21 protein-coding genes are annotated in these 24257 nt (G+C 73.6%); 15 read left to right on the top strand and 6 right to left on the bottom strand.

The window, feature by feature from the left end:
- The first annotated feature begins 89 nt into the window (after positions 1-89).
- The 8 genes from V7793_RS01970 to V7793_RS01935 all read left to right on the top strand — a co-directional run bounded on the left by V7793_RS01970 (position 90) and on the right by V7793_RS01935 (position 8184).
- A complete protein-coding gene (locus V7793_RS01970) occupies positions 90-404 on the top strand; it encodes a (2Fe-2S)-binding protein (RefSeq protein ID WP_058041797.1) in 315 nt (104 codons plus the stop codon).
- Complete coding sequence (locus V7793_RS01965) at positions 385-2061, top strand: FAD-dependent oxidoreductase (protein WP_335581106.1); 1677 nt, start codon at positions 385-387, stop codon at positions 2059-2061. The genes V7793_RS01970 and V7793_RS01965 overlap by 20 nt, the downstream gene beginning before the upstream one ends.
- 88 nt (positions 2062-2149) lie before the next feature.
- Positions 2150-3058 carry a dihydrodipicolinate synthase family protein gene (locus tag V7793_RS01960; RefSeq protein ID WP_335581105.1) on the top strand — a complete coding sequence of 303 codons (909 nt, stop codon included), beginning with the start codon at positions 2150-2152 and terminating at the stop codon, positions 3056-3058.
- Between the two features lie 66 nt (positions 3059-3124).
- Positions 3125-4129 (top strand): proline racemase family protein, encoded by a 1005-nt coding sequence (locus V7793_RS01955; protein ID WP_335581104.1) that lies wholly within the window; start codon positions 3125-3127, stop codon positions 4127-4129.
- The gene (locus V7793_RS01950) at positions 4126-5496 is read left to right on the top strand and encodes an aldehyde dehydrogenase family protein (protein WP_335581103.1); all 1371 of its coding nucleotides are present in this window, start codon (positions 4126-4128) and stop codon (positions 5494-5496) included. Before V7793_RS01955 ends, V7793_RS01950 begins: the two co-directional genes overlap by 4 nt.
- Before the next feature lie 129 nt (positions 5497-5625).
- Positions 5626-6306, top strand: coding sequence for a GntR family transcriptional regulator (locus V7793_RS01945; protein ID WP_335581102.1), 681 nt, complete (start codon positions 5626-5628; stop codon positions 6304-6306).
- A 50-nt stretch (positions 6307-6356) separates the two neighbouring features.
- Positions 6357-7604 carry a M6 family metalloprotease domain-containing protein gene (locus V7793_RS01940; RefSeq protein ID WP_335581101.1) on the top strand — a complete coding sequence of 416 codons (1248 nt, stop codon included), beginning with the start codon at positions 6357-6359 and terminating at the stop codon, positions 7602-7604.
- A complete protein-coding gene (locus V7793_RS01935) occupies positions 7585-8184 on the top strand; it encodes a dihydrofolate reductase family protein (protein WP_335581100.1) in 600 nt (199 codons plus the stop codon). Before V7793_RS01940 ends, V7793_RS01935 begins: the two co-directional genes overlap by 20 nt.
- Before the next feature lie 46 nt (positions 8185-8230).
- Here V7793_RS01935 and V7793_RS01930 read toward each other — a convergent pair whose 3' ends face one another.
- From V7793_RS01930 to V7793_RS01915, 4 genes are all read right to left on the bottom strand, one after another.
- Positions 8231-8446 carry a hypothetical protein gene (locus V7793_RS01930; RefSeq protein ID WP_335581099.1) on the bottom strand — a complete coding sequence of 72 codons (216 nt, stop codon included), beginning with the start codon at positions 8444-8446 and terminating at the stop codon, positions 8231-8233.
- Positions 8447-8616: 170 nt separating this feature from the next.
- A complete protein-coding gene (locus V7793_RS01925) occupies positions 8617-9051 on the bottom strand; it encodes a lasso peptide biosynthesis B2 protein (RefSeq protein WP_335581098.1) in 435 nt (144 codons plus the stop codon).
- A 235-nt stretch (positions 9052-9286) separates the two neighbouring features.
- A complete protein-coding gene (locus tag V7793_RS01920; protein WP_335581097.1) occupies positions 9287-10306 on the bottom strand; it encodes an NAD-dependent epimerase/dehydratase family protein in 1020 nt (339 codons plus the stop codon).
- An 8-nt stretch (positions 10307-10314) separates the two neighbouring features.
- Positions 10315-10968, bottom strand: coding sequence for a hypothetical protein (locus tag V7793_RS01915; protein WP_335581096.1), 654 nt, complete (start codon positions 10966-10968; stop codon positions 10315-10317).
- Between the two features lie 223 nt (positions 10969-11191).
- Here V7793_RS01915 and V7793_RS01910 point away from each other — a divergent pair, with 223 nt between their 5' ends.
- Positions 11192-12148: a hypothetical protein gene (locus tag V7793_RS01910; RefSeq protein WP_335581095.1), complete on the top strand. Its 957-nt coding sequence runs from the start codon at positions 11192-11194 to the stop codon at positions 12146-12148.
- A 90-nt stretch (positions 12149-12238) separates the two neighbouring features.
- Here the strand turns inward: V7793_RS01910 and V7793_RS01905 are convergent, their stop codons facing one another.
- Positions 12239-14131 (bottom strand): endonuclease/exonuclease/phosphatase family protein, encoded by a 1893-nt coding sequence (locus V7793_RS01905; RefSeq protein WP_335581094.1) that lies wholly within the window; start codon positions 14129-14131, stop codon positions 12239-12241.
- A 357-nt stretch (positions 14132-14488) separates the two neighbouring features.
- Between V7793_RS01905 and V7793_RS01900 the strand changes: the two genes are divergently transcribed.
- The 4 genes from V7793_RS01900 to V7793_RS01885 all read left to right on the top strand — a co-directional run bounded on the left by V7793_RS01900 (position 14489) and on the right by V7793_RS01885 (position 17246).
- Positions 14489-14977 (top strand): GNAT family N-acetyltransferase, encoded by a 489-nt coding sequence (locus V7793_RS01900; protein ID WP_335581093.1) that lies wholly within the window; start codon positions 14489-14491, stop codon positions 14975-14977.
- Between the two features lie 159 nt (positions 14978-15136).
- Entirely contained in the window at positions 15137-15682 is a 546-nt protein-coding gene (locus V7793_RS01895; RefSeq protein WP_335581092.1) for a hypothetical protein, read from the top strand.
- A 416-nt stretch (positions 15683-16098) separates the two neighbouring features.
- Complete coding sequence (locus V7793_RS01890) at positions 16099-16635, top strand: hypothetical protein (RefSeq protein WP_335581091.1); 537 nt, start codon at positions 16099-16101, stop codon at positions 16633-16635.
- Between the two features lie 134 nt (positions 16636-16769).
- Positions 16770-17246, top strand: coding sequence for a hypothetical protein (locus V7793_RS01885; RefSeq protein ID WP_443057826.1), 477 nt, complete (start codon positions 16770-16772; stop codon positions 17244-17246).
- A gap of 47 nt (positions 17247-17293) precedes the next feature.
- Here V7793_RS01885 and V7793_RS01880 read toward each other — a convergent pair whose 3' ends face one another.
- The gene (locus V7793_RS01880) at positions 17294-20953 is read right to left on the bottom strand and encodes a BTAD domain-containing putative transcriptional regulator (protein ID WP_335581089.1); all 3660 of its coding nucleotides are present in this window, start codon (positions 20951-20953) and stop codon (positions 17294-17296) included.
- Positions 20954-21534: 581 nt separating this feature from the next.
- Here V7793_RS01880 and V7793_RS01875 point away from each other — a divergent pair.
- Positions 21535-22365 carry an SAM-dependent methyltransferase gene (locus V7793_RS01875; RefSeq protein WP_335581088.1) on the top strand — a complete coding sequence of 277 codons (831 nt, stop codon included), beginning with the start codon at positions 21535-21537 and terminating at the stop codon, positions 22363-22365.
- Between the two features lie 336 nt (positions 22366-22701).
- Positions 22702-24129, top strand: coding sequence for a family 2B encapsulin nanocompartment shell protein (locus V7793_RS01870; RefSeq protein ID WP_335581087.1), 1428 nt, complete (start codon positions 22702-22704; stop codon positions 24127-24129).
- The last annotated feature ends 128 nt before the right edge of the window (positions 24130-24257 follow it).

Below are 24257 nucleotides of genomic sequence, written 5' to 3'. Positions count from 1 at the left end.
CGAACCTCCGCCTCCCCGAACCTCCGACGCTCGAACTCCCGTCCCGCGCCCGCCCGTTGCTCCGAACCGTCCCGAGAGGAGGCCCGCACGTGGCCCGTACACCCGCCGACCTGGTCAGGGCGGAGCCCGACCCGCCCTTCGAGATCACCTTCGACGGCCGTACGGTCACCGCCCTGCCCGGCCAGTCCGTGGCCGCCGCCCTGTGGGCGGCGGGCATCCTCGCCTGGCGCACCACCCGCTACGGCGGCCGCCCCCGCGGGGCCTTCTGCGGCATCGGGCAGTGCTACGACTGCCTCGCCACCGTCAACGGCGAGCCCAACCGCCGGGCCTGCCTGGTGCCCGCCCGGCCCGGGGACGCGATCACCACCCAGGAAGGACACGGCCGTGCCGGGCTCGCCGTCTGAACCGTACGACCTCGCCGTGATCGGCGCGGGACCCGCCGGCCTCGCCGGAGCCGCCACCGCCGCCCGGCTCGGCCTGTCCGTCGCCGTCCTGGACGCCGCCGCACAGGTGGGCGGCCAGTACTTCCGCCACCCCGCCCCGGGCCTGGGCGCCGCGCACCCGCAGGCCCTCCACCACGACTGGGCCGCCTTCACCGAGCTGCGAGCGCGCTTCGAGGTGAGCGGCGCCGCGCACTTGGCCGGGCACCACGTGTGGGCCGTCACGCGGCAGGACGGCGAGGAGGGGTGGAGCGTGCACGCGCTCGTGGGCGAAGAGGGCGGCGCGCACGTCGGCCGCGAGGGCGGTACGGCCCCCGGCGATGACGGCGCCCTCGCCGACGGCAGCCGGGACGGCAGCCGAGACGGCACGGGCAGCGGCCGCGGCGGCGCAGGCGGCTCCGGCAGCGGAAACGGCGAGGCTCCGGATACCCGCAGCGGCAGCTGCAGCGGCGCCGGCAGTGACAGCCAAGACCGCACCCCAGCGGGCCTCAGCGGCGAACGAGAGCGCGAGCGCCCCGTGCGCCTGCACGCCCGCGCCGTGCTCTTCGCCACCGGCGCGGGCGAGCGGCAGCTGCCCTTCCCCGGGTGGACCCTGCCCGGCGTCGTCGGGGCCGGCGGCGCCCAGGCCATGCTGAAGTCCGGGCTCGTCCTGCCCGGGCAGCGGATCGTCGTCGCGGGCAGCGGTCCGCTGCTGCTCGCCGTCGCCTCCTCGCTCGCCGCCGCCGGCGCCCGCGTCCCCGCGGTGGCCGAGGCGTCCGGCTACCTCGGCTACGCCCGCCGACCGGGTGCCCTGGCGGCCAACCCCCGCAAGCTCCTCGAAGCCGCCGTCCACGGCACGGCACTCCTGCGCCACCGCATCCCGCTGCACACCCGCAGCGCGGTCACCGAGGTGCACGGCATCGACCGCGTCGAGGCCGTCACCGTCTCCCGGCTCGACCGCGACTGGCGCCCCGTGCCCGGCACGGGCCGCCGCATCGCCTGCGACGCCCTGGCCGTCGGCCACGGGCTCGCGCCGCAGACCGAACCGGCCACCGGACTCGGCTGCGCGACCCGCCGTACGCCCGACGGCACGCACGCCCTCGTCCTGGACGGCCTCCAGGAGACCTCGGTGCCCGGCCTGTGGGCCGCCGGAGAGGCCGGCGGGACCGGAGGCTGGCAACTCGCCCGCGTCGAGGGCGAGCTGGCGGGCATCGCGGTGGCCGCCCGGCTGCGGGCGCTCCCCGCGCTCACCCGGAGCCGGCACGTACGGGACCTGGCCCGGCGCCGCGACCGCATGCGCGCCTTCGCCGACGCCATGGCCGCCGCCCACGCCCCCGGCCCCGGCTGGAGCGCATGGCTCGACGACGACACCGACGTCTGCCGCTGCGAGGAGGTGACCGCCGGAAGCATCCGCGAGGCCGTCACCGGCCTCGGAGCCCGGGACGCCCGGACCGTCAAGCTCCTCACCCGGGCCGGCATGGGCTGGTGCCAGGGCCGGATGTGCGGCGCGGCCGTGGCCTGCCTCGCGGCGTCCGGTACGGCGCAGGGGACCGTACCGCCGTCCGCCGAGCGCAGGCCGCTCGCCGTGCCCGTACCACTGGGATCCCTCGCCGCCGGGCCCGAGGAACCCGGAGAGGCCTGAACCACCGCACCACCGCACCGCCGCGGCACCGCCCCACCCGCGCTCGCGCACGTCCCACGCCATAGAACGCCATAGAAGGGTTATCGGTATGACCGCCTCCTCCTGGACCCCCGACCGCCCCTGGCGCGGCATCATGGCCGCCACCGCCCTCCCGCTGCGCGCGGACCTCTCCGTTGACTACGACGCCTACGCCGAACACGTCCGCAGGCTCGTCGAGAACGGGTGCGACGGCGTCGTCCCCAACGGCTCCCTCGGCGAGTACCAGACCCTCACCCCGCAGGAGCGCGCCCGCGTCGTACGCACCGCCGTCGAGGCGGCCGGGGACGGGGCGCGGGTGATGCCCGGCGTCGCCGCCTACGGCAGCGCCGAGGCGCGCCACTGGGCGGAGCAGGCCGCCGAGGCGGGCTGCGGCTCCGTCCTGCTGCTGCCGCCGAACGCCTACCGCGCCGACGAACACACCGTCCGCGCCCACTACACGGAGGTCGCCGCGGCCGGGATACCGGTCGTCGCCTACAACAACCCCATCGACACGAAGGTCGACCTGACCCCGGCCCTGCTGGCCCGGCTGCACGCCGACGGCACCATCGTGGCCGTCAAGGAGTTCACCGGCGACGTCCGGCGCGCCTACGAGATCGCCGAACTCGCCCCCGAGCTTGACCTGCTGATCGGCGCGGACGACGTCCTCCTCGAACTCGCCGCCGCCGGCGCCGTCGGCTGGATCGCCGGATACCCCAACGCCTTCCCCACCACCTGCGCCGCGCTCTACCGCGCCGCCGTCGCCGGGGACCTCCGGACGGCACTGCCCCTCTACCGCTCGCTGCACCCGCTCCTGCGCTGGGACTCGAAGACCGAGTTCGTGCAGGCCATCAAGCTCTCCATGGACATCACCGGCCACCACGGCGGCCCCACCCGCCCGCCGCGCCTCCCGCTCACGGGCGAGAGCGAGGCCGCGGTGCGCGCCGCCACGGAGAAGGCCGTCGCCGACGGGCACCACTGACCGCCGCCGGCTTCCGGGTCCTCCTTCTCTCCCGCTGTTCCCCGCTGCCGACAGGAAAGGACATCCGTGCGTACCCGTCATGTCTTCCATGCCGTCGACTCGCACACCGAGGGCATGCCCACGCGCGTCATCACCGGTGGCGTCGGCGTGATCCCCGGCGCCACCATAGCCGAGCGCCGGCTCCACTTCATCGAGCACATGGACCACCTGCGCACGCTCCTGATGTACGAGCCGCGCGGCCACGCCTCGATGAGCGGCGCGATCCTGCAGCCCCCCACCCGGCCCGACGCCGACTACGGGGTCCTCTACATCGAGGTCTCCGGGGTCCTGCCGATGTGCGGGCACGGCACCATCGGGGTCGCCACGGTGCTCGTCGAGACGGGCATGGTGCCGGTCAGCGAACCGGTGACCACCGTGCGCCTCGACACCCCGTCCGGCCCGGTCACCGTCGACGTCCAGGTCGAGGACGGCGCGGCCAAGTCCGCCACGCTCGTCAACGTGCCCTCCTTCAGCGTCGGTCTCGACCGCAAGGCCGACGTCCCCGGCTACGGGACGGTCACCTACGACCTCGCCTTCGGCGGCAACTTCTACGCCTTCGTCGAACTCGACGCCCTGGGGCTGCCCTTCGACCGGGCCCGCAAGGACGACCTGCTCGCCGCCGGGCTCGCCGTCATGGAGGCGGTCAACGCCTCGCCGGACCGGCCCGTCCACCCCGAACACCCCGAGATCAGCGGCCTCAAGCACGTCTACCTCGCCGCGCCCGGCTCGGACGCCCGCCACTCCCGGCACGCCATGGCCATCCACCCCGGATGGTTCGACCGTTCCCCCTGCGGCACGGGCACCTCCGCCCGGATGGCACAGCTGCACGCCCGCGGCGCGCTCCCGCTCGACAGGGACTTCGTCAACGAGTCCTTCATCGGCACGCGGTTCACCGGCCGCCTGGTGGGGGAGACGCAGGTCGGCGGAGTGCCGGCGGTCGTGCCCGCCATCACCGGCCGCGCCTGGATCACCGGCACCGCCCAGTACTTCCTCGACCCGGACGACCCCTTCCCCGGAGGTTTCCTCCTGTGACCGCCGCCCCGACCTCCTTCGCCTCGCACAACCCGGCCGACCCGTCCGACGTCGTCTGCGACGTGCCCGCCTCCGGTGCCTCCGGCGCCGCCGAGGCCGTCGAGCAGGCCCGTGCCGCCCAGCCCGGCTGGCTGCGGGCCGGTGCCGCCGCCCGCTCCTCCGCGCTCTCCGCCGTCGCCGCGGCGATCGATGCCGCGGCCGGCGAACTCGCCGCCCTGGCCGTGCGCGAGGTGGGCAAGCCCCTCGCCGAGGCGCGCGCCGAGGTGGCCCGTACGGCCGCGATCTGGCGGTACTACGCCCAGGCCCCCTACGAGCCGACCGGCGCCGTCCACGAGACGGCCGGCGGCCCCGGCCTGCTGCTGACCCGGCGCCGCCCGCACGGCGTCGCCGGCCTCATCACGCCCTGGAACTTCCCCTTCGCCATCCCCTCCTGGAAGGCCGCGCCCGCGCTCGCGGCCGGCAACGCGGTGGTCCTCAAGCCCGCGCCCGAGGCCACCGCGTGCGCCCTGCGCCTCGCCGAGCTCGTCCAGCAGGCGGTGCCCGCCGCGGTGTTCACGGTCGTGCCCGGCGGCGCCACCGAGGGGAACGCCGTCCTCGCGACCGCCGACGCCGTCTCCTTCACCGGCTCCACCGCCGTCGGCGGCGTGGTCACCCGGGACACCACCGCCCGGGGCATCCCGGTCCAGGCCGAGACGGGCGGACTCAACGCGGCGATCGTCCTGCCCGACGCCGACATCGGCCGGGCGGCGGCCCACATCGCCGCGGCCGTCGCCGGATACGCCGGGCAGAAGTGCACGGCGACCAGCCGGGTGATCGCCGTCGGCGCGGCCCTCAATCCCCTGCGCGAGGCCCTTGCCGACGCCCTGCGCGCCCTGCCCGTGGGCGACCCGGCCGACCCGGACACCGTGTGCGGCCCCCTCATCTCGGCCCGGGCCCGGGGACGCTTCGACCAGGCCCTGTCCGGCGCCTCCGTCCTGGCCGCCGGCGCCGCTCCGGAGGGCCCCGGCTGGTACGCGGCGCCCACCGTGGCCGAAAAGGTCCCGGCCGGCCACCGGCTGCTCACCGAAGAGGTCTTCGCCCCAGTCGCCGCCCTGCTGCCCGCGGACGACCTGGCGCACGCCGTACGGATCAGCAACTCCGTTCCGTACGGCCTGGTCACCTCGGTCCACACCGGCGGGCTCGAGGCGGCGCTGCACGGTCTCGACGGCCTCGACACGGGCATGATCCGCGTCAACGCCCCTTCCACGGGCGTCGACTTCCACCTGCCGTTCGGCGGCACCAAGGCCTCCGGGCACGGCCCGCGCGAGCAGGGCCGCGCGGCCCTGGAGTTCTACACCTCCAGCCGGACCTACACCCTCGCTCCCTGAGAAAGATGTGACATTGTACGCTCGTTGGTCCGTCCAGGTACGGACCAGCCGGGGGCGCGGCTGCGCACGTACCGCGGACGCGGCTGCCGGACCTCGGCCGCCGCACCGGCGACGAAGGGACACGGGACCATGGGCCACCTCAAGCAGCGCACTCTCATCACCGCCACCGAGCGGCTGCGCGACCAGGTCGCCCACGCCTTGCGGGCCGCGCTCATCTCCGGCGAACTCCACCCGGGCGAGGTCTACTCCGCGCCGCAGCTCGCGGAGGACTTCGGTATCTCCGCGACCCCGGTGCGCGAGGCCATGCTCGATCTCGCCCGCGAGGGCCTGGTCGAGCCGGTCCGCAACAAGGGGTTCCGGGTGACCGAGGTCAACGAGCGCGACCTGGACCAGTACACCGAGATCCGCACGCTCATCGAGGTCCCCACGACCGGCCGTGTCACGCGCACCGCCGCCCGCGAGGACCTCGAAGCGCTCCGCCCGGTCGCCGAGGAGATCGTGCGCGCCGCCCGCGATCACGACCTCATCGGCTACCTGGAGGCCGACCGGCGGTTCCACCTCACCCTGCTGGCCCTCTCCGGCAACGAACGCCTCGTCGAGACCGTCGGCGACCTGCGCAAGCGCTCGCGCCTGTACGGGCTGACCGCGCTCGACCGGCGCGGCGAACTCATCCCCTCCGCCGAGGAACACCTCGAACTGCTCGACCTGATGCTGGCCGGCGACGCCGAGGGCGCCGAGCAGTGCATGGCACGGCACCTCGGACACGTGCGCTCCCTGTGGGCGAAGGGGAGCAGCGACAAGGACTCATGACCGCGCGCGGGAGGCCGGCGGCTTCGGCGCGCGCGAGAAGGAGGGCGGACATGCGCACCTCACCCCTGATCGCGGCGGCCCTCGCCGGCTGCCTGGCGGTCCCCGCGACGGCCCGGGCGTCGTCCCCCGCCCGGCCCCCGTCCGCACGCGCCTGTGCGCTCAAGGGCGCGACGGGCTGGACGGACGAGGGCCACGACACCGACCCCGTCCGCTTCCGGCGAGCCACCGGCACGCACCGCGTCCTGACCCTGTTCGCCGACTTCCCCGACGCACCGGCCACCGGACCCACCGCCCCGTACGCCGCCCACCTCGCCCCCGCCGCCGACTGGCTGCGCAAGGCCTCCTACGGGCGGGCGCGGCTGGAGGTCACGCCGCTGCACCGCTGGATCCGGATGCCGGCGCCCTCCGCCTCCTACGGCTTCCAGCGCGGCCTCACCTTCGAGGCCCACGAGCGCTACCTCCGCGACGCGGTCACGGCTGCCGACCCGTACGCGGACTTCTCCCGCTACGACATGGTGTACGTCGTCCCCGCGAGAGAAGCGTCCGCGATCTCCTTCTCCCCGACCTACCTCTTCGACCCCGCCACCCCCGGCGTCACGGCCGACGGCTCCCGCATCCGATGGGCCGTCACCTTCGGGCAGGACATGTGGCGCTGGGGGCACAAGGTCGCCGCCCACGAGACCGGCCATGTCTTCGGCCTGCCCGACCTCTACGCCTTCACGGGCGAGACCCACCGCCACGTCGGCGGCTGGGACCTCATGGGCAACATCGCCGGCACCGCCCCGCAGTACCTCGGCTGGCACTCCTGGAAGCTCGGCTGGACGCGGGACGACCAGGTCGCCTGCCTCGCCGCCCCCGGCCGGCGCACGGTCCGGCTGACCCCGGTGGAGCGGCCGGGAGGCACCAAGATCGCGGTGGTGCGCACGGGCCCGGCGACGGCCTACGTCGCCGAGTCACGGCGCGCCGAGGGCAACGACGAGGACGCGCCCTCGGCCGGCGTCCTCATCTACGAGGTCGACTCCGCCACCCCCACCGGAGAAGGACCGGTCCGCGTCGTGAGGACCCGGGCCCACGCCCCCGGGGAGTCCTTCACCGATCCGGTGGCGGGAGTCCGCATCGACGTGGTCGCGGGCGGCCGCGCCGGGGACGTGGTGCGCGTCGTCCGCCTGTCGCCCCGGGCGTTGTCAGTGGTCGGTGCGACGATCGTTCCGAACGCCACCGCCGCCTCGCCGCGGCCGCGTGTCGTGCCCCCTGGAGCGAGGAAGAGGAGCAAGTCCCGTGCGCATCGTGGTCAGTGAGTTCATGAGCCTGGACGGCGTCGTGCAGGCCCCCGGCGGCCCCGAGGAGGACACCGACGGCGGGTTCGCCCACGGCGGCTGGTCGCACCCGTTCTTCGACCCGGAGACGGTGGGCGGCGCCTTCGACGACGCGCTGTCCGGCGCCGAGGCGCTGCTGTTCGGCCGCCGCACCTGGCAGACGATGGCCGCGGCGTGGCCCGAGCGGGCCGGGGACCCGTTCGCCGACCGGATGAACGCCATCCCCAAGTACGTCGTGTCCGAGACGCTGAGCGACGCCGACCTGACCTGGGACAGGACCACGCGCATCCCCGGCGGCGAGGCCGTCGCCCGCATCCGGGAGCTGCGCGCGAAGGAGGGCGGCGACCTGCTGGTCATGGGGAGCCCCACGCTCGTGCGCACCCTCCTGAGCGAGGGTCTCGTCGACGAACTCCGCCTCATGATCATGCCGGTGCTCCTCGGCGGCGGAAAGTCGGTCTTCCCCGAGGACGGTGCGCAGCACACGCTGGAACTGGTCTCGGCGGTCACCAGCAGCGCGGGGGTGCAGGTGAGCACGTACCGGCCGGTCGCCGGCGGGCAGTAGGACAGCGGCCCGCCGGGCCGGGCCCTCGGCCTTGATCCGCTCCGGGTCAGACGATCGGGGAGACGGGGTTCGGGAGTACGAGGATGTCCTGGCCTTGGAGGGAGACGGCCAAGGTGCCGTTCCCATTCACCCCGACCACACCCCCCAGGACGGAGGAGTTGATTTCGGCGTGTGCAGGTGCTGCTGCCAGTGCCGCCGACCCGGCGGTGAGCAGGGCGGTGGCGGCGAAAGCGATCAGGACGCGCTGGACGGTGGCCTTCATGGACTCTCCCTGGGTGATCAGGCGCGGGGCGAGTCGAGTTTCTTTCCGTCCGGTAGTCCGACAAACGGTGGCCGCTCGGTGCGCGGCAGTGTGCGCCCGGCGCACTCATAACTCCCTTGCGCCCCCTCGCAGGGACGGCTTTCGAGGGCGGCGCGATGCCGCACGCACCATCAGGCTCGCGGCTCCCGCGCCGGAACGGTCATGAGGCGGTGGTAGTACCCCGGAGCCTGGTGGGCTTCACCGACCGGCCGTCCGTCCACCTCCACCCACGCGTGCGCACGGAACGGGCCGGTACGCACCCCGGTGCACCAGTCGGGCCAGACGCCCCGCATCCGACACAGCAACGCGGTGGCGACCGAGCGCTGCAGACAGCCCTCTCCGGCACAGCGCGGGCTGAGCGCGGTGACCGCCTGACGGGCGTCGAGGGCCTGTTCGGCGGTGGCCGGCGCGGCCCCGTTGCGGACGGCGGTCAGGACGCGGCGGATGCGGCGGGGCGGCAGCAGGACGAGCAGCCGGGCCACGGCGACGGCCAGGAGCACCGGCGGGCGGCGGTGCCACGGGACGGCGGCGCGGTCGCCGAGCTCCGGGACCACGGCCCGGCTCATGCCGGCACCATGCCGTCGTCGCGGGTGCCCGGGGCGGAGACGGTGCTGGGCAAGCTCAGGGGCATGGAAACCTCCGGTGGCGGCTGTGCGGGGTCGAACCACGACCCGGCGGTCCCTGCCCGGGCATGGACCCGTCACGCCGGCCGGGGGCACCGTCCACCCGAAGGAGTGGTGGACGGCGGGGCGTGACGGACATCCGATGCGATCCCCGGGCCCGCGGCGCAGGCCGGCCGGCTCAAGGGAGGTGCGGCACCGCCGGGTTGACGCCCCGGCCGAGGGCGTCGAGCAGTTCGCGCTCGCGCCCGGCGCTGAGCCCGGCCCGCCGTTCCCGGTCCAGCCCCTGCTCGCGTTCCCACACCAGCGTGTCCGCCAGCAGTTCCGCCCGGGGGCGGTGGCGCAGCCCGGCGGCGAGGGCCGCGGCGCCGCCCCTGGCCGACCACCCTTCCCACCCGGGCTCGACGTGCCACATCGGCAGCGACTCCGGCCCCATGTACTCGGCCACGCCGTGGTCGAGCAGCCAGGCCGATCCGGCACGGACCAGCGGCCCGGTGTGCCCGCCCGCGCTGCGGGACATCTCGATCCACTCCTCGAACGGGAGGATGGGCCCGACGGCGTTGTACGTGCCGGTGGCTCCCGCCTCCGCGGCGTCGAGCAGCCAGGCGGCGAGGTCCCGTACGTCGATCACCTGCGTCGGCATGGCGGGCGTGTCGGGGACCAGCATCGGCCCGTGCGGATCGCGCGCGGCGCGGGCCACCCAGTAGCCGCAGCGCCCGCTCGGGTCACCGGGGCCGCCGATGAGGCCTGCGCGCGCGATGAGGAGGCGGTCGCCCACCGCGGCCGCCGACGCCTGCTCGCAGGCGGACTTCGCCTCGCCGTACAGCTCGCGGCCGACCTCGTCCCGGCCGGTCGGCGCCAGCAGCTCCGCGGACTCGTCCGCGCCCGGCAGGCCGTGGGAGGCGTAGGCGCTGACCGAGGACACGTAGGCCCAGTGCTTCGCCCTGCCGCCCAGGGCCTCCAGCGCCTCGCGGACGAAGCGGGGCTGCCACGACACCTCGACGACCGCGTCCCACTCGCGGTCGAGCAGCGGATCGTACGCCGAAGGATCGCGCCGGTCCGCGGTCACCAGCGCCGCACCGTCCGCCACTTGCCCGCTCTCGCCGCGCGCGAGACACGTCACCCGGTGGCCGCGCCCGAGCGCCTGCCGCGACACTTCCCGGCCCAACCATGCGGTCCCGCCCAGTACCAAGATCTCCATGCGGTCACTCAAGCACCGCGTACGCAGGGCACCAAGAGGGATCTGCTGCGGGCAGAGCCGGGAACCGGAGGGTCAGCAGACGGGAACGCCCGGCTTCGGGTGGCTGCGTATGACCAGGTGTGCGCCGGGCACATAGCCGTGTGACCAGGCTTCAGCCGCATTGGACCAGCCCCGGTACCACCGTCGAGCAGCGCCGCCGCCTGCCGGGCGCGGTCGGCCTCGACCCGTGCCCGCATGGCGCTTTCGTACGGGGCGAGGGCGATGCGGTGGTACGTGCTCAGGGCGCCGCCGAGCCGGCGCAGCGCGGCGGGCTCCCCGTGGCCGAGCGCCCGCGTCCAGGTCGTGGCGGGGCTCTCCCCGGCCAGGGTCGAGAACTCGGCGCGCAGCCGGCTGCGGGGTGTGGAGAGGACCCGGTCCGGTTGCGTCCGGAATCCGGCGTCGCCCCGGCCGGGGGTGAGGAAGTCGGGCGAGTAGCCCCAGGGCCGGGCCAGTTCGGTCAGCAGGCGCAAGGAGACCGACCGCCCCGCGGCGGAGCGGACGCGGCGGCGCCATGCGCCCAGGGCCAGGGGTATGCTGCCGCGCTCCTGCAGCATGTGCAGGCTGAGCAGCACCTCCCAGAAGGGGTCGAAGGCGCCGGCCACGGTGACGTTGCGCAGGGGCATGCAGTTCCGGGCGTCCGCCGTGATCCGTGCGGCGGCCTGTTCCGCAGCCCGGTTCAGCTGAGGGCGGGCACCGCCGCCGCGCCGGCAGCGGCTGATCGCGCTGTTACATCGTCCACGTCGTGTATCGGAACGGTAACCGGCTGAGGTCTTCGCGGAACGGGTTCCGTACAGGGGGGAGACGGCCCCGGGAGGGAACCGGGGCCCACAGGTGGGGGGATCTCCTATGTTCCGCAAGAGCACTGCAGCGATCGTGACGTCGGCCGTCGCCGGAGCGCTGGTACTCACCGCCTGCGGAGGAGGCGGTGACGGCAAGGACTCCTCGGCGCCGGCCTCGTCGGCCTCCGCCGGTGCTGCCGCCCGGGCGGGCGCCAACGCCGGCGCCCCGTCCGACGGGCAGGCGCCGGACTTCCTCAGCGGCACGGCGAAGAAGAACAACGCTCAGCCCATGACGGGCGACTGGGCGAACGAGCCCGGAAAGCCCGCCACGAAGCCCGAGGCGCAGCGCTGGGTGCAGCTCTCCGCGTCCAAGGCGGGCAGTCTGAACCCGGTCGTGGTCAACGGCGCCGGCTTTACCCTCTACCGCTTCGACAAGGACACCGCGAACCCGTCGAAGTCCGCCTGCAACGGCGACTGCGCGGTCACCTGGCCGCCGGTCGTCGTCGCCCAGGGCGGCAGGATCTTCCTCGACGGCGTCGACAAGTCGAAGGTCGGCACCGTCAAGCGGGACGACGGCACCCGGCAGGTCACCGTCGGCGGCTGGCCCGTCTACCGCTTCAGCAAGGACACCAAGCCCGGCGACGCCAAGGGTCAGGGGGTCGGGGGCACCTGGTTCGGCGTCACCCCCGACGGCAAGAAGGCCGGCGGCGGCGCGGGTGGGGGTACGGGGAGCGGTAGCGGTAGTGGCAGCGGCACTGGCAGCGGAGGTTCGCAGGCCAAGCCCGCCACCAGCGTCGTCCTCTTCGACAACCGCAACTTCGGCGACCCCTCCCAGGGCCTGGCCGGCAAGGGCTGCCAGAACGTGGCCCGGGACAACGTGGCCTCCTCCCTCCAGGTTCAGGGCAGCCTGAAGATCTGGTCCGGGCGCAACTGCACCGGAAAGTCCAAGGTTGTCAACGGCGATGTCGCCGACCTGGCCTCCATCGGCTTCGACAACGACATCTCCTCGGTCTTCTTCGGCTGAGGCGGGAGGGCCCGTACCGGGTCCCGGGGGGCTTGAGCCGGGCGGCGCGCGCCGCCCAGCTCAAGCCCGGTTCGCCTCGCGGCTACGGAGTTACGGCACGACCGTCCAGCGCTGACGGGCGTCGTCGCTGCACGTTTCCATCGTGACGTAGCCCGTCTCCCGCGCGGGTGCCACCAGGCACATGTGCGCGGCCTCGTTGCGGAAGCGGAGGCTGCCGTCGGCGTAGGTCTCCGCCTGCCAGCGGTGGCCCGTGCCGTCGATCTTGCTGCCGCGGTCGGTGCAGCCGTGCAGCACGGAACGGTCACCGGGGCGGGGCCGCTCCTCGTTCAGGAGGTCGACGCACCTTCCGCTGCCGTGTCCCTTGATCCGGACGAGGTTGTCGCCGCTGCCGGCGTACCGGACGTCCCAGCGCTGGCTGATGACCCCGATGTCACGCCGGCGGGTGGTCAGCGGCGTGCCGTCGTGGCCGGGCCCGGAGAAGTTGTCCAGGAAGAGGCCGTTGTACGCCCGCAACTGGACCCGCTTCTCCTCGTCCTCCCACGCGCGCTCGTCCACCGCACGGGAGTTGTCCCACCACTGCTGGGCGGGGCTGTCTCCGCACGCGAGGGCCGCGACAACCCCGTTCCCCCCACCGGTCAGGCACAGCTCCGGGTGGCGGGAGTTGCGCCAGCGCAGCGGGCCGCCGGGCGCGCCGGGGTCCTCGGGGCGCCACTGCGCCCCGGGCGCGTTGCACGGCAGCATGATGACGGACAGCGGGAGGAACGGGTTGATGCCGGGGCACAGCTCGCCGTCGGCGCGGGCGGCGAGGGCGCCGGACGCGGCTCGGGGGCTGTTGCCGCGGGCCAAGCGGTACCAGTGCCCCTGCACGGTGTCCATACGGAACCGCTGACGGAGGTTGTACCGCTGCCGGCCCGTGGTCACCCGGCCTCCGGCGGTGTCCGGAGCATCCAGGACCTGCCCGGTCGCGGCGTTCTCGAGGGCGGTGGAGAAGTTGTGCACCGGGCCGTCGGGCGCGGCCGGTACCGGAGTGGGGGCGGGTTCGAACTGGACGGGATAGTGGTCCGAGCCCCGCCCCGCGGGGATGCCCGCGTTGAACCGGGGAGTGCCGTGCGTGATCGCGTAGTCGAGCTCGCCGCCCCGCTGGTGGGTGGAGCGGCCGGGCCGGGCCAGTTGCTCGTCGGGCCGCAGGTGGAGGGTCTGCTCCCGGGCCTGCCGGTCGGTGCGGTTGCGGATGTCGAGGTTGAAGTCGCCGACCATGACCCAGTTCTCGCCGGCCCGGGTGGCGGCACGGATCCGCCTGAGCAGCGGGGCGACGTCCGCGCCGCGCGCGTGGACGTTGTAATAGACGGTGTTGCCGAACCGGAGGCCGAGGGCGCGGCGGTAGCGGTACTCATTGCGGGGCTCGTCCCGGTTGTACAGCGGGTTCTCGATGACGCGGACCTCGTCCGCGCGTGCGTGCGTGACCACCGCCAGGTTGACCCGGCCGCCGGTCCACCGGTCCCGTCTCGTGGTGCTGTCGCGCTGCGGGTCGGTCTGGAGGAAGTACACGTGGCGGCGGTGGTGGCGGTACTCCCACTGGGTGTGGTTCACCGCGCTCGGCAGGCCCGCGGGGAACGGGCCGGGGATGGGGATCGACTCACCGGTGCCGCGGTGCTGGTGCGGTTCGGCGGGCGGCCCGCTGCCCGCCTCCTGGACTGCGACCACGTTGTGGCGCATCGTCAAGGGGCCGACCTCGCCGCTCCAGCGCAGCCCGTGGTCGGAGCCCTGCATGTTGTAGGTGGCGAACGGCAGGTTGCCGCCGGACGCCGGGGCGGCCGGCCTCGTCGGCCGGTCGGCCGCCTGCGCCGTGGAGCCGCCCGGCCCGGGAGCGGCGCCGACCAGGAGTCCGGCCGCCAGCAAGGCGGAGGTGAGGGCCGCCGTCAGTCGCGATCCGCGTGGTCCGGGGCGGTCCTTGGAGGGCGGCGGTGGTAACGGTAAACGCATCGTGGTCTCCTCACGGAGCGATCGGGTACGAACAACCGCAGTAACGATCCGTTCACTGTCGGAAGGCCCGCGTCAAGGGGCTCCTCGCGCGCCACGTGCCCCCCGCGGGCGAGCGATCTGGCCGGGCGCCGGCGCCCGGCCGGATCGTCCCGGCAGGTCCGGCCGCACGAGTCTGCAAGCAGACGAACTCCCCTCCAAGGATGGGTACTTCGCCGTCATGTGGCCGACATCACCGACCAGGAGTCCGTCGGCGCAGCGGCCGAAGCCGTCCACGATGCCGACGGCCGCGGCCCGGCGCACCCTCTCGCGACGCCCTCCGCACGCTGCCAGCCTCGAGGGTCCGGCTAGCGTACGGCCATGCACCTGCACATCCGTGAATTCGCAGAATCCGACTGGCCCCAGGTGTGGGGAATCATCCGGGACGTCGTCCAGGAGCGGGAAACCTTTGTCTACGACCCGGAGATGACCGAGGCGGACGCCCGCATGTGGGTCGAGGAGCCGCCGGGGCTGACCGTCGTCGCGGTCGAGGGCGAACGCGTCCTCGGCACCGCCAAGATGGGACCGAACCGGCCGGGCCCCGGCTCCCACGTGTCCACCGCCAGTTTCATGGTGGCGGCCGACGCGCGCGGGAAGGGCGTGGGCGGGACCTTGTGCCGGTTCGCGGTGGACTGGGCGCAGGAACGCGGCTACGCGGGAATGCAGTTCAACGCCGTGGTCGAGTCCAACCACGCCGCGGTGGACCTGTACAAGCGCCTCGACTTCGCCGTCCTCGGCACCGTTCCCGGCGCGTTCATGCATCCCGAACTCGGGCCGGTGGGCCTGCATCTCATGTACCGCCAATTCTGAACGAAAGCGGCGTAATGGCGTCTGCGCGTCCGGGGCCGGCTCCGGCTCCCGAGTCGGGCCCGGTCCCGGACGGCCGAACTCGCCCTATCCAGTCGCCCTCCCCGGCAGCATCCTTTGGCACGCAAGGACTCACCGGTTCTGCGAGAGGAAGCCAGGAACATGAAGATGTCGTTCCGGTTGGTGATGGGGTTGGGCGCCGGTGTGCTGGTGGCCGGTGGAGTTCTCACGGGCGCGACGGCCTCGGCGGGCACGGCGGGAGGAGCCGTGGTGGACGCGCCGAACCTCGCGAACGGACAGGACGTCGTGAGACAGAGCACGTCCGCGGTGCAGCTCAGCACCGCGGGCGGAGCGCACACGACGGTGGTCTCGGAGTCGGTGCCCGCGGGGTCGTGGGTGCTGTCGGCCAACGCGACGCTGGTCAGTTGGGGACCCAGTGACTACACGCGCTGCATGCTGTACACGGGCAACACCAACATCGGCGGGGCGAGCGCGATCGTCGGGAGCCCCGGCCCGGGCAGCGCCGGCACGGGCACTTTCGTGACCACGGTCAGCGTCCACGGAGCCTTCACCAGCACGAGCTCCGCGACGATCAGCCTGCGCTGCGGCCACGACCAGGACCGCGCCGCGGGCGCCGCCCCCTACGTCGACCCGCAGGCGACCTTGTGGGCCCACCGGAGCGAGGGCCTCGGCCAGGCGAAACGGTAAGGCCGGGCTGCCCCGAGCCGTCATCTCCGGGGCGACACCCCGAGGTCGTGCCGCGTGGCAATCCTCATGACCGCATGCGCTCGTGTGAGGGTCCGTGACCCCGCCGGGGGCACGGCCCCGTCCCCCCATCACCGAAGGGCGGCGCAGCCGGCACCGCAGGTATCGCCGACACGGCCGGCCCCGTGGATTCCGTCACCGCGTAACCTCACCCGTCGGGGTCCTCCGACGGGGCTCCCCGTACGGAGCGGGAAAGATCGAGGCGTGGTGAGCTCGTGGTGAACGGCAGGGTGGATGCGGATGCGGATACCGGCATACGCGGAGGGGCGCTGGGCCGGGGACAGCTGCCGGCGGACCCGGGCGCGGCGCCCGCACGGCGGGCCGGCGGCAGGCCCCGGTGGCCGGGCACGGTGGCCACGATGCTGCTCACACCGGCCCTCCTTGCCGCCGTCTCGTGGCTGAACCCGCCCGATGACATGCTGCTGCTGTTCGCGGGGTTCGCCCTGACGGTGATCATCCTGATCGCCGCCTGGTGCATGTGCGGCCCGGGACCGGGCGCGGGCATGGCGATCCTCGGCTTCTTCTTCGTCCTCTTCACCGGCCCGGCTCTGGACGACTACGTCCTGGGACAGCGCGGCACCGTCCACGAGGCGCTGGTCGACGACATCTCCACGTACACCCGGAAACACAGCAGCGAAGGCCGCACCTGCTCGGTCGTATGGTCCGCTTCGGGGGAGACGCACAGAGCCGAAGTGGGCGACCGCAGGGGCTGCGACGAGAGCGTCCGGCAGGGCGACAAGGCCACGATTGTCACGGACCCGGAGGACTGGCTGAGGCCGCGCCTGGGCGGCGACGCCCCGGGGCTGTCGCCGGGCATGGCCTGGACCTGCGGGGGTCTGCTGGCCGGAATGGAGGCGTTCATCCTGTACGGCCGCTTGAGGCGGCGCCGCGCCTGACGGCCGTACGCGCGGTGTTGTCAGTGGCTGCGCCCATAGTGGGATTCCGGGCCCGTAGTGGGTTCCGGGGAGCCGGACGGGCAGCCGGACGGGGAGCCGGGCGGGCGGACGACGCCGGATCCATGTCCGGACCGATGCGCGAGGAGGCCAGGCACGTGAAAGGGACGTTCGAGGTGGACACCGGAGACGGCTGCCCGCCGCCGGGGGACGCTTCCGGGCGGGCGGCTGCGGTGCGCGAGGCGATGGAAGGGCTGCTGCAGATCCGGCGGCTGATGAACGGCCACCTCACGGACCCGGTGTCCGGCCCCGCCGACTGGGAACGGCGTCAGCCGGTGCGTGCCGTCGCCCTCGCCCTCGAAGCCGCAGGCATCCCTCCCTCCGCTCTCGACGCCGACGGGCGGCGCTCCGCGACCGGCTATCGCGTCCGCCCCGGGGAACAGCCGGGGAGCGTACGGGTCGAGTGGCTCGGCCCGCCGGGGAGCGGGGCTGCCGCCGGGCAGCACGAGGCCCTCCGGCGCTGTGCCCGCGTGCTGGAGGGCCTGGGGTGGCCGGCGCTGGAGTACCGCGGGGCACGCCGGCAGCGCTGGCTCGAAGCCGAGCCCGCCACGTAGCGAGGAGCCCGCACGCGAGGAGCCCGCACGCGAGGCGTCTCCGTGCGTCAGATGGCGGCGAGGCCACCCGGAGGCCTCCGGGACCCCCACCGGGCATGGGGAGGCGTCGCCCCGGCCGCCGCCCTCTCCACCGCCCCCGCCGCACCGCTCCCCAGGAGGTCGCGCAGCAGCCGCGTGGCGGGCAGGGCCTCGTGCAGGTACACGTGCTCTCCGCGCTGCTCGACGGCCGCGAGCAGTGCGCGGAACGTTTCATTCGCCTCCTCGGGCCGCCCGGCGCGGTGCTGGGCCTCGCCGAGCAGACCCAGATGGAGGGGGTGGCGCAAGAGGGTGCTGGAGCGGCGCAGTTCGGCCAGGGAGACGTGCATCAGGGCGAGCCCGTCGTCCTCCCACCCCGAATGCGTCAGGCCCCACCCTTCGAGCAGGCCCAGCATCGCCTTCCAGTAGAGCAGCCCGTGTTCGCCCGCCAGGCGGGCACCTTCGGCGCCGGAGGCGCGGGCCGTACGGGCGTCGCCCTCCCAGGCCGCCACGACCGCGTCCACGTAGAGGGCGAAGGACCGGTCGGAGGGCCTGCTGTCGTACTCGGTCAGGTGCAGCAGCTCGCGCCGGCGCGCCGCCGCGGTCCGCCGGTCGCCGAGGAGCCAGTGGGTGAACGTGTCGTACGAGCGGCAGGAGACGCGCGGGTCGTGCTGGAAGGTGCGGGCCAGCGCATGGCCTTCGCGGGCGTAGCGGTCCGCCATGTCGACCCCGTGCTCCAGCTCGGCCAGCGCCTGCGGCAGCCGCCCGCGGATGTGCAGCACGATGCCTTCGCCGTATGCCGCACCGAGCACCGCCACGGGCTCCCGGGTCTGTTCCGCGAGGCCGCGCAGCAGGCCGGAGAACCGCCGTGAGGCGTCGTAGCGGCCGGTCACCAGGTACGCCGCGCACAGCGCCCACAGCACCGACGGGTCCTCGGGCGCCTCGGTGGCCGAGCTGAGGGCCCGGCCGTGCGCGAGCGCCGTCTCGGCCTCGGGGTGACCGTAGCCCCGGGTCGTGGCCAGCACCTGCCCGAGCTGGATGTTCAGCCGCTGTTCCAGGGGCAGGGCCGAGGGGTCGTCGTGGGGCAGCAGACCGACGAGGTGCGCCGCCCGGCGCAGCCACGTCTCCACGCGCTCGTACGCCAGTTGCTGCTCGGCCTGGTCGGCGGCGCGCAGCAGCCGCGGGAGCGCCTGCGCGGGCGGCAGCACACTGCCGGCGTGCCAGGAGTGGTGTGCCACCCGCTCGACGTCCCCGTCCCCCGCCTGCCCGTGCCTGCGGGCGCACAGCGCCTCGGCGACCCTGGCGTGCAGCCGCTGCCGGTCCTCGCGCGCCAGCTCCTCGATGAGCGTCTCCTGGACCAGGGCGTGGGCGAAGTGGATCCGTTCCGGATGGTGCGGCTCCTCCCCGAGCAGCCCGGCGCGGATCGCCGACCCCAGTGCCGCGGCGACCGGTTCGTCCGCTGCGGCCGTGCGGTGCAGCAGATCGGTGTCGACCTCGGAGCCGATCACGGCGCACAGCCGCAGCACCTGCAGCACCGGTTCGGGCAGCGCCGCGAACCGCTGGTGCAGCACCTCGCGCACCCCCGTCGGAACGCGTGCGAGCAACACGTCCGCCGCGTCGGGGCGGTGCAGGCTGCGGGGATCCCCCAGGAGGGACAGGAGTTGCATGACGAAGTACGGGTTGCCCTCGCTGCGCCGGTGCAGCACCTCGACGACCTTCGCGTCCACGCCCGGCCCGGCCTGCGCCAGGACGATGGCCGCGACGGCCTGCCGGGAGAGCCCGTCGAGCCGCAGGGTCTCGGTCCTGGGCCCGCGCAGGACCTCGGAGAGCATCCGGCGCATCGTGGCGTCGGCCTCGACCTCGAACTCGCGGGCGGTCAGCACGATGCCGAGCCGGTGGCCCTGGCGGCGGGTGCTCAGCAGCCGGAGCAGGTCGAGCGAGGCGGTGTCGGCCCAGTGCAGGTCTTCCAGGAACAGCACGAGGGGACGCTGCCCGGCCAGGGTGAGCAGGACCTCGCAGACCGCGTCGTGGGTGAGGAACCGCGCCTGCCCCCAGTCGGAATCGGTGCCCGGCCCGCAGCCACCCGGCCCGGCCGACCGCTCGGGCATGAGCGGGGCGAGGAGGCAGCCGAAAGGTTCCGCCGCGCGGCGGAAGGCCTCCGGGCGGGTGGCGGACAGCCGCCGGAGGACCTGCGTCCACAGCCAGTAGGGCGGTACGCCCTCGCTGCGGAAGCAGTGGCTCCAGATCACTTCCAGGTCCGCGCCGCCCCGGGTCGCGCAGACCGCCTCCAGCCGTGGGGCGAGTTCGAGGAGAAGCCGGGTCTTGCCGACTCCGGCGGGGCCGAGGACGCCGGCCACGTGCCCGTGCCCAGACAGCGCGCTCGTCGCCGCGGCGGTCAGCCGCTGCAGCTCCTCGCTGCGGCCGGTGAACGGCGACTGACCCAAGGGGAGCCCGGGCTCGGGGGTGTCGGTGGGGTCAGTGGTGTAAGTAGTGTCGGAGGTGCTGGCCGTATCGGCCGTATCGGCCGTATCGGCTGTATCGGCTGTATCGGCCGTGTCGACCGTATCGGTGGTGTCGGCGGTGTCGGCTGTACGTGTTGCTCCGGCTGGTACGGCAGCTCCGGTGCTTCCGGCTGGTCCGCCGCCGGCGGTGGCCGCGGCCGTGCCGGGCCGTTCGCGCTCCGCGTTCTGTACGACGCCCATGGGGCCGCCCGCCGGGACGGTTCCGTTGGGCACGGCGGTGACGGCTGCGGTGACGGCGGCGGTGACAGCGGCGATGTCAGCCGAACCAACTGCTTCGGCTGCTTCGGCTGCACCAAGTGCCCCGAGTGCCCCACCTGCATTCGCTGCAACCCCTGCATTCCCTGCATCCGCCGAATCGGCAGCATCGGCCACGCGGCCCTCCGTGCCGCGGACCACGGGATCGACGCGTCCGTGGCGCGATTCCTCGGCAGGGCCCGCCGTTCCCGGTTCTTGGCGGAGTATCGCCGTCCTGACGCGGCGGAGCGCGGCGGCCGTGCCCACACCGAACTCATCGGCCAGGTGGCTGCGCGTCCGTTCGTAGGCCTTGAGGGCTTCGGCCTGCCGGCCGAGCCGGGACAGAGCGGTCATCAGGTGGCCGACGAGGCGCTCCCGCGCCGGATGGCGGCGCGCTTCCTGCTCGAGGTCCGCGGCCACCTCTTCGGCCGCTCCGAGGGCCAGCCGCGCCTCCGCGCAGGACTCCACGGCCGTGAGCCGGACGTGTTCCAGCCGTGTGCTCTCGTCGCTGAGCGGCGGATGCCCGTCGAACTCCCCGTAGGGCGTGCCCCGCCACAGCGCCAGCGCTTGCGTGAGCCGGTCCCGCGCGGCCGGCGGGTCGCGCTGCTCCAGCAGCCGCCGTCCTTCGGTGACCAGGAGCTCGAAGCGGCAGACGTCGATCCGTGCGGGGTCGAGTTCCAGGACGTAGCCGCCAGCCCGGTGGCGGAGCACCGACGCACCGTCCGGCCCGGCCGCCGGCTGGAGGGCGCGGCGCAGGTGGGAGACGTGGCTCTGGAGCGTGGCGACGGCCCGGCCCGGCGGCTCCTCACCCCACAGCTCCTCGACGAGCAGTTCCGTGGGCACCACGCGGCCGGGGCGTATGAGGAGCAGGGCGAGCAGCGCCCGCCTGCGCGGGGGACCGATCGGGAGGTCGTGCCCGTCGTGGCGCGCCGACATGGGACCCAGAACGCTCAGGAGGGGTTCGCTCGGGGTGCTGGTCGCCGGCTCGGCTGCCGGCTGGGCTGTCGGTGTCGGCTCCGGCGTCGGAGATGCGGGCATGTCGGTCCCAATCGTTCTCGTACGCGCGACTGATGACGGGCGTCCGGCGTAGAGAGGCCGGTGTCCTACAAATCGGATCTTGGCATACGCACCAGGGCAATCCAAGATCACGACAAGCCATCGGCAAGCGCATGGCAAGCGGACGGCGAGGGTACTGCAGGGACTTCGCCAGTGCGGCCGAATCCGGCCGCAGGTACCGGCAAGGAAATGTCAGTGGCACGGCCAGGCTGCCGCAAGGGCGGTGTCGCACGATGTTCGTCATCGGAAGAGCCATCGCTGCCGACGGCAAACGTGGCGTGGCAGAACGCACGGAATCCCTCACGCCAACGGGGGTGGTGTGAGGGACTTCGCTTTCCCTGGTCGGAAGACCCGTTCAGAAGCCCCTGCCAGAAGCCCCGTTCAGCAGCCCCCCAGCAGGTCGGCAGGCCCTTCAGTAAACACGTCCGGAAGAAACGTCCAGAAGAGAACGGAGGACCTTAGTGTCCAGTGCTCACACCGTCTTCCCCGTCCCCGAAGAGGTCGGACGCCTTTACGACCGCCTGACCGCGCTCGACACCGGCACGGTCGGCGGCAGCCTCCACCTCGGCTACTGGGACGCCGAGGACGACGGTGTGCCGCTCGTGGAGGCAGCCGACCGGCTCACCGACATGATGACGGACCGCCTGCAGGTCGACGAGAGCCACCGGGTCCTCGACGTCGGCTGTGGAGTGGGGCAGCCCGCCATGCGGATCGCCCGGCGCACGGGTGCGCACGTCACCGGCATCTCCGTCAGCCGCGGGCAGGTCGCCCGCGCCACCGCGCTCGCCGACGCGGCGGGGCTGCGCGACCGCGTGGAGTTCCGCTACGCCGACGCCATGCGGCTCCCCTTCGAGGACAACTCCTTCGACGCCGCCATCGCCATCGAATCGATCTTCCACATGCCCGACCGCGAGCAGGTGTTCCGCGAGATCCGGCGGGTGCTGCGCCCCGGGGGCCGGCTGGTGCTGACCGACTTCTTCGAACGGGATCCGATCCCGGCCGGGCTGCGCTCCGCCATGGACCGGTGCCTGCGGGACTTCATCATGACCCTGGCGCGGCCCGAGGAATACGTGCCCATGCTGAGCCGGGCGGGGCTGCGCTTCACGGAACTCCTCGACATCACCGAGCAGTGCGTGCGCCGGACGTTCGACCGGATGAGCAGGTCCCGCCGGGGCCAGGGAGGCATGCGGACCGCGTTCGACGAGGCCGCGGGGGAGAAGTTCGGCCCCGCCGACATGATCGACGTCGACGAGTTCGGCGCCGTGCTGCTGGTTGCCCAGAAGCCGACCTGACGGGCCGTCATACCTCGGGCGCACGGCGCAACCGCACATAATCAGCCACCTCGCCACTGAGGCAGGGCTTTCCGGGGCGCCGGTCCGGAGCGAGGAAAATGCGGATAATCGCACCAGGTCGGCCTTGGTTTCCCTCCTTGAACACTCCGGAAGGCCGGTGTGGGCCGCATGAACATGTGTCCCCTTCATGGCGCAAAGACGACGGTGCCGTCCCGGTCACCTCGACCAACATCATCGGGCGCTGCTTCACTTGCGCGGCGGGAGCTCCCGTCGCCCGATCGGGCGACTTCAGGGGCTCCCTCTTGACGCATGCGCCGAGACGGAAGAGGGACCGGGATGTCGACCGCAGCGCACTGGCAGCAGCCGGAGCAGCCCGAACAGCACGCAGGCCGGGCCCAGCTCAGCCTGGGGATCGCCGCTGCGCGGAATCTGGCGAGCACCACCAAGACCGTCCCGCAGATGCAGGGCATCAGCTCGCGGTGGCTGCTGCGCATGCTGCCGTGGGTGGAGGTCAAGGGCGGCACGTACCGCGTCAACCGGCGCCTGGTGTACGAGGTCGGCGACGGCCGGGTCACCTTCGTCCAGGAAGGCGCCGCGGTCAAGGTCGTCCCCGCCGAACTGGGGGAGCTGCCGCTGCTGCGCGGATTCCACGACGACGAGGCGCTGCGGGCGCTGGCCGAGCGCTGCCGGCAGCAGGAGTACGAACCCGGCCAGGTGATCGCCGAACGGGGCCGTCCCGTCGACCACGTCTACCTGATCGCCCACGGCAAGGTCGAGAAGGCCGGCACCGGCAAGTACGGCGAGGAGACCCGGCGCGGCGTGCTGGCCGACGGCGGGTTCTTCGGCGCGCAGGCGGTGGCCGAGGAACCGGGGAAGTGGGAGTTCACGGCGCGCGCGATGACCGCGTGCACCGTCCTGGCCCTGCCCCGGTACGCCTACGAGGAGGTGGCGGGCCGCCACGAGGAGCTGCGGGCACACGTCCGCCGGCGCCAGGCCGAAAAGGCGCGTCCGCAGAACAAGAAGGGCGAGGCGAACATCTCCCTCGCCTCCGGCCACACCGGCGAGCCGGCCCTGCCGGGCACCTTCGTCGACTACGAGCTCTCTCCCCGCGAGTACGAGCTGAGCGTCGCCCAGACCATCCTCCGGGTCCACACCCGCGTCGCCGACCTCTACAACGACCCGATGGACCAGGTCGAGCACCAGCTCCGGCTGACCATCGAGGCCCTGCGCGAGCGCCAGGAGTCCGAGCTCGTCAACAACCCCGAGTTCGGCCTGCTGCACAACGCCGACTACAGCCAGCGCATCTCCACCCACTCCGGCCCGCCCACGCCCGACGACATGGACGAGCTGCTGAGCATGCGGCGCGGCACCAAGGCCTTCTTCGCCCACCCCCGGGCCATCTCCGCCCTCGCCCGCGAGTGCAACAAGCGGGGCCTGTCCTTTGACAGCGCCGACGTGAACGGCCACCCCGTGCCCGCCTGGCGGGGCGTGCCGATCCTCCCCTGCGGCAAGATCCCCGTCTCGGAGGAGGGCACCTCCTCCATCCTCGCCATGCGCCTGGGCGAGGGCGAGCAGGGAGTGGTCGGCCTGCGGCAGACCGGGATCCCGGACGAGTACGAGCCCGGCCTGAACGTGCGGTTCATGGGCATCAACGACCAAGCCCTCATCTCCTACCTGGTCAGCACCTACTACTCGGCGGCCGTTCTCGTCCCCGACGCCCTCGGCGTCCTCGAGAACGCCGAGGTCTTCCACACCCCGTCCTGACGGGCACCCCACCCCGCGGAACGGAGAGAAGAACCTTGTCACTGCTGTCCCGGATCACCGCGCCCCCGGCCCACCACGACGTGGCGCGGCTCGTGGCCACGCTGCTCACCCACCGCCAGGGCGCCCGC

The sequence above is a fragment of the Streptomyces sp. KLMMK genome, assembly GCF_036961605.1.
GTDB classification, from domain to species: Bacteria; Actinomycetota; Actinomycetes; order Streptomycetales; family Streptomycetaceae; genus Streptomyces; species Streptomyces telluris.
The sequence above is the reverse complement of the archived record's forward strand: the minus strand, read 5'-3'. Positions and strand labels throughout refer to the sequence as shown.